Consider the following 13,420-nt stretch of genomic DNA (forward strand, 5'->3'; position numbering starts at 1 on the left):
CATTGAATTTAGAATATAACCTTATTATATGATAAAGTGATTTTTTAAAAATAAGGATGATGTAATTAACGCTAGTATAAATAACAATCAATCAAAATAGTATAAAAACATGAAAATAATTGTACCTATGGCAGGAAGAGGTTCTCGATTAAGACCTCATACACTTACAGTTCCTAAGCCTTTAATTCCCGTAGCTGGTCAGCCGATTGTTCATCGATTAGTTTCTGATATTGCCAAAGTACTGGGAGAACCTATTGATGAAATTGCTTTTATTTTAGGTGATCCTGCTTTTTTTGGGGATGATGTCGTAAAGAGCTTAATTGAGTTAGCAGAAGGTCTGGGGGCAAAAGCTTCTATTTATAGACAGGATCAACCGCTAGGTACAGGTCATGCGATTATGTGTGCTAAAGAATCTTTATCAGGACCAGCGGTTATAGCATATGCTGATACATTAATCAGAGCTGATTTTAATCTTGATAAGAATGCAGATGCAGTAATCTGGGTAAAACAAGTAACCGAACCAGAGGCATATGGAGTGGTAAAACTAAACGATAAAAAAGAAATTGTAGAGTTAGTAGAAAAGCCAGAACAATTTATTTCTGATCTTGCAGTCATTGGTATTTACTATTTTAAAGATGTCGCAGTACTTAAAAAGGAATTGCAGTATGTATTAGATAAAAATATCATTAACGGAGGAGAATACCAGATCAATGATGGTATTAAAAGAATGATGGCTGATGGCAAAGTATTTGTGACTGGTCAGGTAGATGAGTGGATGGATTGTGGAAATAAGCAGGTTACACTGGAGACAAATACTAAAATGCTGGGATTTTTAGAGAAAGATGAAGCACAATTAATTAGTGATTCTGTGATTATGGAAAATGCCACTATTATTCCTCCTTGTTACATAGGTGAAGGGGTTACCATTAAAAATGCTACAGTGGGACCTAATGTTTCTATCGGAAAAGGATGTCTGATTGAAGATACTACAATTAAAAATAGTCTTGTACAGACGCAAACTAGTATAAAAAATGCTACTTTAGACAATGCTATGATAGGAAACCACGTTCTCTATGATGGAAAGTATACTACCATAAGTATTGGTGATTATGCAACATTAGAATAATTGGCAATCCAGATTAATGAGAAAATGATTGAATGATAAAATATTGGCTATATATAAGGATTGGTTTAGTGTTTCTGGCTGGAAGTACTATAACGGTTGCGCAGGAGATTGAACCAACAATGGATATTAATGTTGATGATCTTGGGAATGTTTCTGATGAGTTTCAAGAAAACTTTTTTGAAGCACTCAAGCAAAAAGCCATTACTAATTATGAAAAAGCAATCGATGCGCTCGATAAATGTATTGCCTTAGATGCAAAGCCGCTATATTTATATTCTGAATTAGGTAAAAACTATTTGGAGCTCAAGCAATATGACCAGGCAGTAGTTAATTTTACAAAAGTATTAGATGATAAACCAAACGATCGTTATTTACTGGAGCTCTTGTATGAAGTTTACTTTAAGCAAAGAAAATATAAAGAGGCGGCTGAAGTAATCGAAAAATTAGTAGTTTTTGATATCACTTATAAAGAACAACTGGCAAATCTTTACTATCTAGAAAATAGATATGATGAAGCACTGGTGATTGTTGATAATTTGATCGATGAATTGGGCTCTGATCAATATCGAATGCAATTGAGAAAGAAAATTACACAGAAAATCAGTAATCCTGATTCTCAGATCGCCAGATTAGAGAAGAAAATAAAAGAAAACCCTAAAGAAGAGCAGAATTATCTAAACCTCATTTATTTATATAGTCAGGATAATCAAGAAGCAAAAGCTTATAAAATTGCAAAAGAGTTGTTAGATAAAAAACCAAAATCAAAGTTGGTACATCTGGCATTATACAAGTTTTACCTGGACGATAAGAAGACAGATGACGCTATTAAATCCATGAAAATTGCATTATCCAGTAAAGAATTAGAAGCAGAACCTAAGTATAAGGTGATTAACGATTTTTTATCCTTTGTGGATCAAAACCCATCCTATGAGGGAGAATTAATGGAGGTAGTAAAGCAATTTTCTGATACCTCCGAAAATTCAAAAATTTTTACAGAAATTGGAAATTATTTTTCAAAAAAAAATAAAAAGGAATTAGCGCTTGATTTTTATGAAAGAGGAATCAAGGATAATGTCACCAATTTTAATGTTTTAAGAAAGATGCTATTATTGCAATTGGATCTAAAGCGATATGAAAAAGCAAAAGAAGGGAGCGAATTAGCGATAGAGATATATCCCTCTCAGCCAATTCTATATTTGATACATGGTGTTTCTTTAATTAATCTTAACAGTCCGGATGATGCAATAGACATATTAAGTCTGGGGATGGATTATGTGATCGATGATGTTAAAATGGAGTCGGATTTTTATGATCAGATAGGAGAAGCATATCTAAAAAAAGGAGATGTAGTAAAAGCTACAGAATATAAAGAAAAATCGACACAACTTAAGGAAAAATCATAATAAAAAAATGAACAGATTACTGTATTTACTATGTTTTTCTCTGATGATATTACAGTCTTGTAAAGGAACTAAAGGACTAACCGGATCCACCATAAAAAAGTTGAAAGCAGAAAAAGTCATATCTAATCATTATAACAAAGCGTTTAATTTTGAAACTATTAACGCGAAGGTTAAGGTGAAATATGATGATGGGAAGCAATCTTTTAGCCCCAATGTTACAATCAGAATGGAGAAAGATAAAAAAATCTGGATAAGTGCTAAAATTCTGGGAATTACATTGGCTAAAGTGCTTATTACTCCAGAAAAAGTAAGTTATTATGAAAAAATCGATAATACTTATTTTGAAGGTGATTTTAAAGTGATTAGTGATTGGCTGGGAACAGAACTGGATTTTAACAAGGTTCAGGAGTTATTACTAGGTCAGGCTTTATTTGATCTTAAAGACGAGAAGTATTTAGCCTCTTTAGAAAATAAAAAATACCAACTACAACCCAAAAATGAGTTAGAACTATTCGAACGCATATTTGTAATTAACCCAGATAGCTTTAAGATGTTTTCTCAACAGTTAAAACAACCTCTTGAGAATAGAAATTTACAAATCAAATATCGAACATATCAAAAGGTAGGCAATCAGGATTTTCCAAAAGAAATAGATATAGAAGCATTTGAGGATGCTAAAAAAACACGAATTGAAATTGAGTATCGTACTGTGAATTATAATGCAAATGTAAGTTTTCCGTTTAAAGTACCGTCAGGTTACAAGCAAGTTACTATAAAATAATGAGGGTAAAAGAACTTATATATATACTAATATTATTTGTAAGCGTTTCTGGTTTTTGCCAAAGTACAAAACAAGAACAATTAGAGAAACAGCGAAAAGTATTGTTGGAACAGATTAAACAGATGCAACAATTGCTGGAAGATACTAAATTCAAACAACGTTCTGTATTAGACGAAGTAGAAACCCTTAGTTCTAAGATAAATACACGTGAAAATTTAATTAAAATTACCAATCAACAGGTTAATTTACTAACTCGTGAGGTAAACGCCAACCTTAAAAAGATGGAAGCATATCGAGAAGAAGTCAAGGTGCTCAAAGAAGATTATGCTAAAATGGTAGTTAAATCCTATAAGAGTAAATCTCATAAAAGTAGGATCATGTTCCTGTTGTCCTCAGCAGATTTTGCGCAGGCGTATAAGCGATTGCAATATATGAAACAGTATAATGAACATCGTAAGTCTCAAGCCGATCAGATCCAAACACGTTCAGAAGAGTTACAGAAATTAAATAAAAGTTTAGTAGATCGTAAAAAAGAGAAGCAGGCGCTTATCGAGGAAAATAGAAATACTCAGGAACGTCTTAAAGAAGAGAAAAAGCAACAGCAGGTTTTGATGTCTTCTATTAAAAAGAAAGAGAGTACTTATAAAGAACAAATTAAGAAAAAGCAACAAGAAGCGAGCGCTATAGATAAAGCGATAGAAAAACTAATTAGAGAGGCAATTGCCAAAGCAAATAAAAAAGCAGGTAAGAAGGTTACTAAAAAAGGATCTGCAACTACATTTTCATTGACTCCAGAAGACAAGAAATTAGCAGATGGATTTACAGCGAATAAAGGTAAATTGCCTTGGCCGGTAGGAACCGGTAGGCTGACTAAAAAATTTGGACGTCAACCCCATCCTACATTACCTAATATACAAATTAATAGTAGTGGTGTAGAAATTGAGACCAAGCAAGGAGAAAAGGCAAGAGCTATTTTTGAAGGAGAAGTAATGGCTATCCAGAAGCTAAAGGGAGCCGGTAGGTTGGTTCAGATTCGTCACGGTAATTTTATTACCGTATATTATAATTTAGAAAATATAACAGTTACTGAGGGTCAAAAAGTATCAACTAAACAAACCATTGGTCAGGTTCGTGTAAACCCAACAAACGGAAGAGCGATTATGAAATTTTTGATTTATCAAAATACGACAAAACAAAATCCACAGAGTTGGATATTTAAAATGTAGATTTAGGTTCTTGCTATTTGGCTTACAGAAAAATAAATTGCCTTTTTTATGTATCTAAAGCCTTATCAGGGGGTAGCTTTTATAAATATAATGATGAATTGACTATTTATAAAAAGCTATTTACGATTTTAATGAGATACGTTATCTTTTATTATTATAAAAACAACGCCTTTAATTCTGTGGCATCGTGAGGTTTCATTTTGCCAGCGAGTACAAGGCTTAATTGTTTACGACGCAGAGCACCATCATATCGTTGTTGTTCGAGTTTGGTTTCTGGTTGAATTTGTGGGATAGCAGTAGGCTTACCCTGTTCATCTACTGCGACAAAAGTATAAATAGCTTCATTTACACGGGTTTTTTGACCATTTTCCTGATCTTCTGTCCAAACATCGATCACTACTTCCATAGAGGTATTAAACGCACGAGAAACCATAGCTTCTACGGTAACTACACTACCAAGAGGAATCGCTTCGTTAAACGCTACATGATTTACAGAAGCAGTTACTGATATTTTTCTAGAGTGCCTTCTTGCAGCAATTCCTGCGGCGCGATCCATACGAGCCAACAGCTCACCTCCAAAAAGTTTATTTAACTGATTAGTTTCTCCTGGTAAGACGAGATCTGTTAAGACAGTTCGTGATTCTGAAGGATGTTTGGCTTCCATATTTTTTTAATTTTTGACAAATATAGAGAGCAGGAATGAAGAATACTAAACCAATAGCAAATATTAAAATAGACCAAAAATTCTCTATCTAAATCTTAAGGTGTACAGATATTTAGAAAAAGTAAATAATAACAATATAAAATAGTATTCAGTTCAATTTAGAATGTATTAGAGTTATTTTAGGAAGTATTTTATGGTTACTTTCGTTAGGAGATAAAGATTTTTGAATTTTTAAATAATACATTCTACGTTGCATAAGTTAGATGTATCTGCCCTTAATAATTAAATTTAATAATATTATGACATATTGCTTAGGTATAAAAACCAAACAAGGTTTAATTGCAATTGCTGATACGAGAATCACTTCTGGGACGAATAAATCGACTAAGAAAAAGGTACTGGTAGAACAAAGAGATAAGCATTCGTTATTTATTATGACAAGTGGTTTAAGATCAGTTCGTGATAAGGCAGTCATATACTTTCAGGAATTGTTTAATGAAGGATTAGTAGAACATACTAAAATGTATAAAGCTGTAAATGCATTTGGTGAACAAGTAAAACGGGTAGCAGAAGAAGATCGTGCCGCTCTTAAAAAGTCAGGTTTTCGGTTTAATTTAAATACTATCATAGGAGGTCAGTTAAAGGATGATGATGAGCACAAACTATTTTTAATCTATTCTGAAGGAAACTGGGTGGAGTTAAATGATGATTCACCTTATGTAATTATAGGAAATTCAGGTCACGGTAAAACATTATTAAATAGAGTGCTAAACAGCGATTCAACCATGAAGCAGGCGCTAAAAGCTGGATTTCTATCTTTTGATTCTACGAGATGTAGTGCGAATGATGTAGGTTTTCCTATTGATGTCGTACTGTATGAAAAAGACTCTTACGAAATGAAAGAAAATAGATATACAGCCGAAGACATGAAGGAGATTACAGAACTCTGGGATGCCAATTTAAAAAAGGTCTTAAATGAATTGCCTGAGAACTGGATGAAAGATTCTTTTGGGGATATAATAAGTAAATAATTGTCTATGAAATTTAGTGTAAATAGCTCGCTTTCCTATGTGGTTAATGGTCCTACAACGTTCATTTTTAATATTCACGCATTGAATACTACTAGTCAAACAGTTTTGACAGAACAATTAATTGTGGATCCACCCATGGAGATAGAGGAATATAAGTCTCACGATGGAAGCTGTAGATTTGTGCGATTAAAGGTACATCAACCTACTAATTTTACCATTACTTATGAAGCGGAAGTAGAAATGAAGTATACAATTATTGATGAACGTAATTCGGCAAAATTAGTTCCTGTTGTAGAGCTGGATAGCTACATTGCTTCTTTTCTTTACCCAAGTCGTTACTGTCAATCTGATAAATTAACGAAATTTTCTTTTAAAGAATTTGGACACTATCCTTCAATTTATGAAAAAGTATTGGCAATTACAGAATGGATTTATACTAATATTGAGTATATCAGTGGAAGTACGAATGCTCAAACGTCTGCTATGGATACAATAACCGAAAGAGTGGGAGTTTGTCGTGATTTTGCACATCTGGGTATTGCATTGTGCAGAGCATTATCTATTCCTGCAAGATATTTTACAGGATATGCTTATCAATTAAATCCACAAGATTTTCATGCTTGTATGGAGGCTTATATTGATGGAAATTGGATAATATTTGATTCTACTAAGTTGGCTCCGCTCAACGGTTTAATAAAAATTGCAACAGGTAGAGATGCAGCAGATTCTGCTGTTTCGTGCATCTTTGGAAATGCAGCAGGAACTTCAGTCTATGTAAATTGCAACATCGTAGAGGGCTCATTTACCCCATTTAGATATGACGGAAATCAAAAAGGTGTTTCTTTTCAATAGAAATATCAATTAGAAAGTTTTTATATGAGAAATTTTGAAATATACAGATAATTAAAGTGCCTGAACTAATAACCATGCACGACGATCTTGTTTCTTCTTGATGTCCGATAATGCTTTTAGTGCCATTATTCGATCTTCATAACTGCCATATACTACTTGATGCAATCCGTACTTATTAACACCAATAAGTCTGGCATTAAACCCTGTAGCCTTCAGTTTCTTAACTTTTTTGATGGCATTTGCTTTAATTCTATAAGCGCCAGCAATAATATGAAAATCACCAGTGTTATCCTCAGCAGAATTTATTGTAGAAATATCGTGATCGTTATTTATTGTATCCTCTGTTTCTTTAACAATTGTAAGATTGATAGCAGGAAAAGAAGGTTCAAAAGTAGCTTGCTGAAGTTTACTTTCATACAATTTATGACCTTCCAGACGCTCATTCGCATTAAATTGATTAAGTCCTAAAAACCCACCAACACCAAGTGCTATAATAGCAATTGCAGCATATTTTAAGTAAGGTCGCTCTTGTCTTCTTTCTGGAGTAAAAGCAATAGGTGTTGTTTCTTCTATGGCTTCTACTTCTTTTTTATAAACTTCACGAGTTACTTCAACCTCTTCCCGAATGATGGATGGAGAAATAAACGAGTGTAAACCAAAGGCTTCTGTAAGATAATTTGTTTCTTGAGAAGGTTCAAATTGCAATGTGTTTTCTACAGAAGTATAAAAAGAGCCAATTCCTTCTAATTCCATTCGCTGACCATGCGCCATTTTATTGTTTAACGATAAAACATAGCGTTGTATTTTTGCAACCGCATCCGTATAAGATATGTTCTCTGCGGTAGCTAGATAATTGGCTAATAAACCATCATTATTCTGTAATTGACTGTTAAAAGAAATTAATTTCTGAGGAGGAAAAAATGCATGAGTAGATTCTTGAATAACTGCGGGTTGGCGTTTTGTTAAAAATGCACCAAACCCAGGTAATATGACACATTCATATCGATATAGTAACTCGCTTATATATTTTGCAGTAGTATTCATTGCCCCCTCTTAAAAATTGTCAGTTTACAAAAATGATATTTCAAACCATATTTTGATGATCCAAAGGTAAAAAAAATAGAACTTTAGTTGGAACTAAAACCTTTGATTTTATTAACAGTTTTGTTTTTTTTCGTTTCTTGTGCTGACTAATAATAGATTAGATGACTGTCGAAAAACTTATTGCGCTACTTACACTTAAAAAAGCTCCGAATCTAGGAGATAGTTCTATTAAAAAATTAATACGAGAAGTAGGTTCTGCTGAGGCGGTACTGAAAGAAACATCTAATAATCTACTCAAAATTGATGGTATTGGGACTGTAAAAATTAAAGAACTTAAGAACTCATCAAATCACCAAGCTGCAGAAGATGAATTACGCTTTATTATAGATAATGACGTCAACTATATAGCATATGACGAAGATGAGTATCCAGAAAAACTGAAACATTGTATTGATAGCCCGGTGATACTTTTTAGTAGAGGAAATATTAATTTGAAACAAAAGAAAATGCTTAGTATTGTGGGTACCAGAAAGGTAACCAGTTATGGAGTTCGGTTTTGTGAAGAGCTTATCGAAATGCTTGCTCCATTAGATCCGGTTATTATTTCTGGTTTTGCTTATGGCATTGATATTACAGCACATCGCGCCGCTGTTAAATATAACTTACAGACTATAGGGTGTCTTGCTCATGGGTTGAATCAAATATATCCTAAAGTACATAAAAAGTATATGGCTCAGGTGGAGGAACATGGAGGTTTTTTTACTGATTTTTGGAGTACAGATACTTTTGACCGAAAGAATTTTTTAGGCAGAAATCGAATTATAGCTGGGTTAAGTGAAGCCACCGTTGTCATAGAAAGTGCAGATAAAGGAGGTTCTCTGGTAACTGCAGAAATTGCTAATTCGTATAATCGAGAGGTTTTTGCCGTTCCGGGTAGGGCAGGAGACCCATTTAGTAAAGGATGCAATACACTTATAAAGACACAGCGCGCACATATGCTTACAAATGCGGCTGATTTGATCTACATGCTTAATTGGGAACTAGAAGATAAGAAAAAACCGACTATACAGAAACAACTTTTTGTTGAACTAGAAGGTGATGAAAAGAAAATATATTCATTTCTCTCATCTAATGGTAAAGAATTATTAGATGTAATCGCATTACGATGTGAAATCCCAACATTTAAGATAGCGTCAGCACTTTTACAAATGGAATTAAAAGGTGTGATAAGACCTTTACCAGGCAAATTATTTGAAGTAATATAAATGTTTGCAGTGAAGTAAGCCTAACTCAATACTTGGATTGAAGTTAAGATTTTTTCACCATGTTGCAGGAACACCCGTCTCTATATATGAAATTAATTTTTATAGGGCATTTGATTCCCTGAGATAAAGAATTTCATAAGTGCTTGATACTTGGGATTATTTTTGTATTCAATTCCGTTAGGTTTGTATTACAGCGATTTCATATATAACCTGATGTAAATTGAGTATTAACGAATTCGGGATATAAAAATAAGTGTATTTATCTAGTTTATATTGTATCGTTCTTACTTCTTTGAACTTAGGTTAAGCCATTGAAAGTCAAATTATTTGACCTAATTTAATGAAGAGGATGTATAACAGTCAAAAACAGTTGTTTTTGAAACCAAATACTGTATTTTTGCTGACTTAGTTAGATAATTGGATATTTTATATTCCAATCTGTAATCATATTTTAGTAACAAGGAATGAATATAATTTTAACAGGTGTTACCGGGACATTGGGATCAAAGGTACTGCACGAATTATTAGAACAAAAGGCAGATAGTCTGGAAACTATCTACGTATTAGTTAGAAAAAAACAACGCCTTACTCCACAAAAGAGGATTGATAATATGTTAGCGTCTGATGCTACACCTGATTTTATTAAGAATAATTTATCTGCTTTTCAACATAAGATACAAGTGATTGATGCAATATATATGTTAGATCCAGCTTTTTTCTTAAAAAAGAATCAGGACAACTATTTTATTCATTCTGCAGGTTATGTAAATTTATCTTTAGACCCCAATCACAAAAAAGAAATTTTTGAAGAGAATTTTGAATTAACTAAATCTATTTTCAAAAAGTATAGTGAGTATATTCGTAAGTTTATTTACATAAGTACTGCCTTTTCTATAGGTGAAGTGACAGGCCAGATAGATAATGATTATTTATCTTCTGGATCAGGAAAGTATAGAAATAATTATGAAGCATCTAAGCATGCATCAGAACATTTTTTAAGAGAAGAAGCTAACAAAAAAGGAATAGCACTTCAGATTCTAAGACCAAGTGTATTAGGAGGTAATATTTTTGATACTAAGTTTTTTATATCAAAATATATGGTCTTCTATTTATTTGCCAAATTCTTTTATGCAACAAAATCTAATGACACGATAAGAATACAGGCTGGAGAAAAAGTGGGACTTAATATTATCCCTGTGGATTATGCGGCAAAAGTAATTGTCAAGGTTTTTGAATCAGATATAGAGCAGCTTAATATCGTTCATTCTAAAACTACACCTATGGTGAGTGGTATCAAGAAAATTTTAGATACGGTAGGGTTTACTAATTTTAGTATTACAGAAGATATGATTTCTGAAGCCGTTACTTTTGAGTCTAAACTAGAAAAATTTTATTATCAGACGATAGGAATTCACCTGAGTCCCTATTTTAATTCACAGCCTCACGAATGGGATACCACTTTATTAGAAAAAATATTACCAATTCCAGCTTATGATCTCGAAGATTATTTAGTAGGCGCTATAGAATATGCAACAACTAATGATTTTAAAAATCAGCGTTGGTAGCTTAGAGATAGGTTTGTTTCTCTTTAGGTTCATCTAAAAGGCAGATACATAATATGAAGTAAGAATAAAATTTCATTTTTTCAACTGATAATTGAAGATTGTATATTATAATCCATATTCTAAAAGAATTTCCTTTGGTAAATAATACTTTAACTGCCCAGTATTTTTATCGTAATAACTAAAACATTTATAGCCATTAGGTAATTGGTATAATATATTTTTTCTAAAATAGCTTCCTACTTTTTCTATTTTAGAAAAGATAATAGGTGTTACATTGGCCACAATATGATTTGCGTTATAATCAGGATCTTCTTTTTCTGTAAAAAATAGTGCGCCATATAAACCTTCTTTTTCTACAACGATTATATTGTCTAGGGTATTTAATACATCCAGAGAATCATAGATAGGTTCTAAAATTATTTCTTGATATAGTAAATCAAATAAACCTTTTTTATCATCGCTTGTAGTTAAAGCAATCATAGCAAAACGCTCAGAAAGAGCATGGGTTGTAAAAAGTAAATCGTCAAGTAAGATTTCACTAGAAACTTTGGTTTTAAAAATTGCTCTGTTGTATGTATCATACACTTCATAAGTATGATTACCTATATTCTTTAGAATGTACTTATCATTATTATCTTCATATAACCCAATAAATTCTCCTTCAATACCAGATGAAACTGCAAAATTTTCTGTTTTGTTTCCTTTTAAATCATAGACAAGAAAATTATCTCCACTAAACCTAGCAATGATATAGGTCTTATTTTTAAAATTTTCTAAGTCGATTTTTTTATATCTATCCCAGGGAATAAGAGGAACTCCTTTTTTATCTAGGATGCTTTTGTTTCCATTAATTTCAGCAATAAATAAGGTAGGTTGATTTCTATCGGATATGTGTTTTAAAGCATCATATTTTGATGGTGCGACTATCTTTTTTGTTGAGATATTATAAATCCCAAATTTATTGTTCTCTTTTACTTGTATAAAAGGAGTATGTAATGTTTTGTAATCTTTATATCCTGAAAGAATAGTTCTTTGATTTTTATCAATCAAAAAAACAGTATCTTTTATAACTACCTTATAAATGGGGTCATCATTAATAAAAGTGAAGTTTAAAGGTAAAAGATCATAACTAGGTGCAATTAAGATTGTTCCTGCCTTATCTACAAATCCCCATGCTGATCCATTATAAAACGGCGTCTGACTATATGAAAAGGTAATGAAACAACATAAAATCGGTATAATAAACAGACACTTTTTAATATGATATATCATATACTGATTTTATGGATTTTGGTAAATAAAGTTTTTTATTTTCACCAGCGGTTAAATATCCTTTACTGCCATTTGGTAAACTAACAATAAAAGTATTGTATGATTCATTATATTTTTTAATCTTAGAAAAGGTAGGTGTTGTAATTGTTTTGTATTTCAGTTTTCCGTTATAGTCTACAGTAAAAAATTCTAAACCGTATTTTTTATTGACAGCACTTACATAAAAATTACTGTCTTCAATTCTTTGAATCGTATCAAACTGAGGTTCAATGAGAACACTGCTATTTTTAATATAATAAACACCAGTTTTGTTTTGAGCAGTGATATAAGCAAAATTGGTAGTAAGGTTTTTTTGAGGATTGATCAAAGAGAGAATATTATAACCCTTTGGGATATTAATGTCCTCTAACCTCTTACAAGATTTAATTTGATATGTTCCTTCAGTTGTTTTGATTAATTCATCATCGTGTTTGCAACTTAAAGCACCACCAACGACAGATTCCTCCATCTCTGTGACTTCTTCAAATACTATTTCAGAAAAACTATCCTCATTACTTTCTATAACTGGAGTTTTTCTTTTTTTACCATTTATAGAAAGGTAAGTTGTCTGGTAATTCTGATCAGATAATTCTATAATATTTTTGGTTGTCCCTTCTTCCTTTATTTCTGTTATGTAAATATTTCTCCACTTTTTATCGGGAGTTACAATAACCTCATACTGATCATTAATTAACCCTACACCTTGATTATGATCTTTAATTTTGAAAAAGAGTTGATCTTTAGCATACGTATCGGTTATATCTTTATATTTAGTAGGAATTACTTCCTTTTTCTTATCCAGGTCATACACCCCTACATAATCGTTTTTATGACAAATCACAATATTTTTAGTAAGTCTGTATCCATTAAAAGCAGCATAGTCTTCATAATTACTGACCAATAATTCTCCTCGAGCATTTACCAATGATACATTCTTCTGATTAAAACTTTTGAACGCTTTTTTCTTTTCAGGTAATTGAACAGTCTTAGGACTAATACTATCCGACTTTTTTATAATTACTTCAATATCTTGACCGTCAGATAACCCCCAGTTTTTACCATCAAAATAAGGATATAAATCAGTATCCTGTGATAAAATATGACCATAAGATATTAATAAAGCAACGATTAAAGAATATTTCATTTTATTAA

At 32.0% G+C, this 13,420-nt stretch carries 12 protein-coding genes; 8 read left to right on the plus strand and 4 right to left on the minus strand.

Annotated elements, in window-relative coordinates; all coding sequences use genetic code 11:
• Positions 1–109: 109 nt before the first annotated feature.
• From ABD816_RS03475 to ABD816_RS03490, 4 genes are read left to right on the plus strand one after another with little or no spacing between them, the layout of a single operon-like run.
• Positions 110–1,126 (plus strand): sugar nucleotidyltransferase, encoded by a 1,017-nt coding sequence (locus tag ABD816_RS03475; RefSeq protein ID WP_344924794.1) that lies wholly within the window; start codon positions 110–112, stop codon positions 1,124–1,126.
• A gap of 32 nt (positions 1,127–1,158) precedes the next feature.
• On the plus strand, positions 1,159–2,529 hold the full coding sequence (locus ABD816_RS03480) for a tetratricopeptide repeat protein (protein WP_344924796.1): 1,371 nt from the start codon (positions 1,159–1,161) through the stop codon (positions 2,527–2,529).
• 7 nt (positions 2,530–2,536) lie between these two features.
• Positions 2,537–3,310: a lipoprotein insertase outer membrane protein LolB1 gene (gene lolB1, locus ABD816_RS03485; RefSeq protein ID WP_344924798.1), complete on the plus strand. Its 774-nt coding sequence runs from the start codon at positions 2,537–2,539 to the stop codon at positions 3,308–3,310.
• The gene (locus ABD816_RS03490) at positions 3,310–4,536 is read left to right on the plus strand and encodes a murein hydrolase activator EnvC family protein (protein WP_344924800.1); all 1,227 of its coding nucleotides are present in this window, start codon (positions 3,310–3,312) and stop codon (positions 4,534–4,536) included. The genes lolB1 and ABD816_RS03490 overlap by 1 nt, the downstream gene beginning before the upstream one ends.
• A 154-nt stretch (positions 4,537–4,690) precedes the next feature.
• On the opposite strand, the gene ABD816_RS03495 is transcribed toward ABD816_RS03490, so the two are convergent.
• Complete coding sequence (locus ABD816_RS03495; protein WP_344924802.1) at positions 4,691–5,200, minus strand: acyl-CoA thioesterase; 510 nt, start codon at positions 5,198–5,200, stop codon at positions 4,691–4,693.
• Positions 5,201–5,499: 299 nt separating this feature from the next.
• Between ABD816_RS03495 and ABD816_RS03500 the strand changes: the two genes are divergently transcribed.
• On the plus strand, positions 5,500–6,231 hold the full coding sequence (locus ABD816_RS03500) for a proteasome-type protease (RefSeq protein ID WP_344924805.1): 732 nt from the start codon (positions 5,500–5,502) through the stop codon (positions 6,229–6,231).
• Between the two features lie 6 nt (positions 6,232–6,237).
• Entirely contained in the window at positions 6,238–7,083 is an 846-nt protein-coding gene (locus tag ABD816_RS03505; RefSeq protein ID WP_344924806.1) for a transglutaminase-like domain-containing protein, read from the plus strand.
• 51 nt (positions 7,084–7,134) lie between these two features.
• On the opposite strand, the gene ABD816_RS03510 is transcribed toward ABD816_RS03505, so the two are convergent.
• The gene (locus ABD816_RS03510; protein ID WP_344924808.1) at positions 7,135–8,127 is read right to left on the minus strand and encodes an HU domain-containing protein; all 993 of its coding nucleotides are present in this window, start codon (positions 8,125–8,127) and stop codon (positions 7,135–7,137) included.
• A gap of 161 nt (positions 8,128–8,288) precedes the next feature.
• Here ABD816_RS03510 and dprA point away from each other — a divergent pair, with 161 nt between their 5' ends.
• Together dprA and ABD816_RS03520 are read left to right on the plus strand one after the other, a co-directional pair.
• Positions 8,289–9,392, plus strand: a complete 1,104-nt coding sequence (gene dprA, locus ABD816_RS03515; protein ID WP_344924810.1) for a DNA-processing protein DprA — start codon at positions 8,289–8,291, stop codon at positions 9,390–9,392.
• Between the two features lie 464 nt (positions 9,393–9,856).
• Positions 9,857–10,957 (plus strand): SDR family oxidoreductase, encoded by a 1,101-nt coding sequence (locus tag ABD816_RS03520; protein ID WP_344924812.1) that lies wholly within the window; start codon positions 9,857–9,859, stop codon positions 10,955–10,957.
• A 105-nt stretch (positions 10,958–11,062) separates the two neighbouring features.
• Here the strand turns inward: ABD816_RS03520 and ABD816_RS03525 are convergent, their stop codons facing one another.
• Positions 11,063–12,229, minus strand: a complete 1,167-nt coding sequence (locus ABD816_RS03525; protein ID WP_344924814.1) for a WG repeat-containing protein — start codon at positions 12,227–12,229, stop codon at positions 11,063–11,065.
• On the minus strand, positions 12,213–13,412 hold the full coding sequence (locus ABD816_RS03530) for a hypothetical protein (protein WP_344924817.1): 1,200 nt from the start codon (positions 13,410–13,412) through the stop codon (positions 12,213–12,215). Before ABD816_RS03530 ends, ABD816_RS03525 begins: the two co-directional genes overlap by 17 nt.
• Positions 13,413–13,420: the final 8 nt, after the last annotated feature.

The sequence above is a fragment of the Aquimarina addita genome, assembly GCF_039539305.1.
Classification (GTDB): Bacteria; Bacteroidota; Bacteroidia; order Flavobacteriales; family Flavobacteriaceae; genus Aquimarina; species Aquimarina addita.

Excerpts from the sequence above, each read along its gene's own strand:
- lolB1 (WP_344924798.1), top strand. The coding sequence starts at position 2,537 with ATGAACAGATTACTGTATTTACTATGTTTTTCTCTGATGATATTACAG.
- ABD816_RS03495 (WP_344924802.1), bottom strand. The coding sequence starts at position 5,200 with ATGGAAGCCAAACATCCTTCAGAATCACGAACTGTCTTAACAGATCTC.
- ABD816_RS03490 (WP_344924800.1), top strand. The coding sequence starts at position 3,310 with ATGAGGGTAAAAGAACTTATATATATACTAATATTATTTGTAAGCGTT.
- ABD816_RS03500 (WP_344924805.1), top strand. The coding sequence starts at position 5,500 with ATGACATATTGCTTAGGTATAAAAACCAAACAAGGTTTAATTGCAATT.
- ABD816_RS03520 (WP_344924812.1), top strand. The coding sequence starts at position 9,857 with ATGAATATAATTTTAACAGGTGTTACCGGGACATTGGGATCAAAGGTA.
- dprA (WP_344924810.1), top strand. The coding sequence starts at position 8,289 with ATGACTGTCGAAAAACTTATTGCGCTACTTACACTTAAAAAAGCTCCG.
- ABD816_RS03480 (WP_344924796.1), top strand. The coding sequence starts at position 1,159 with ATGATAAAATATTGGCTATATATAAGGATTGGTTTAGTGTTTCTGGCT.
- ABD816_RS03505 (WP_344924806.1), top strand. The coding sequence starts at position 6,238 with ATGAAATTTAGTGTAAATAGCTCGCTTTCCTATGTGGTTAATGGTCCT.
- ABD816_RS03530 (WP_344924817.1), bottom strand. The coding sequence starts at position 13,412 with ATGAAATATTCTTTAATCGTTGCTTTATTAATATCTTATGGTCATATT.
- ABD816_RS03475 (WP_344924794.1), top strand. The coding sequence starts at position 110 with ATGAAAATAATTGTACCTATGGCAGGAAGAGGTTCTCGATTAAGACCT.
- ABD816_RS03510 (WP_344924808.1), bottom strand. The coding sequence starts at position 8,127 with ATGAATACTACTGCAAAATATATAAGCGAGTTACTATATCGATATGAA.
- ABD816_RS03525 (WP_344924814.1), bottom strand. The coding sequence starts at position 12,229 with ATGATATATCATATTAAAAAGTGTCTGTTTATTATACCGATTTTATGT.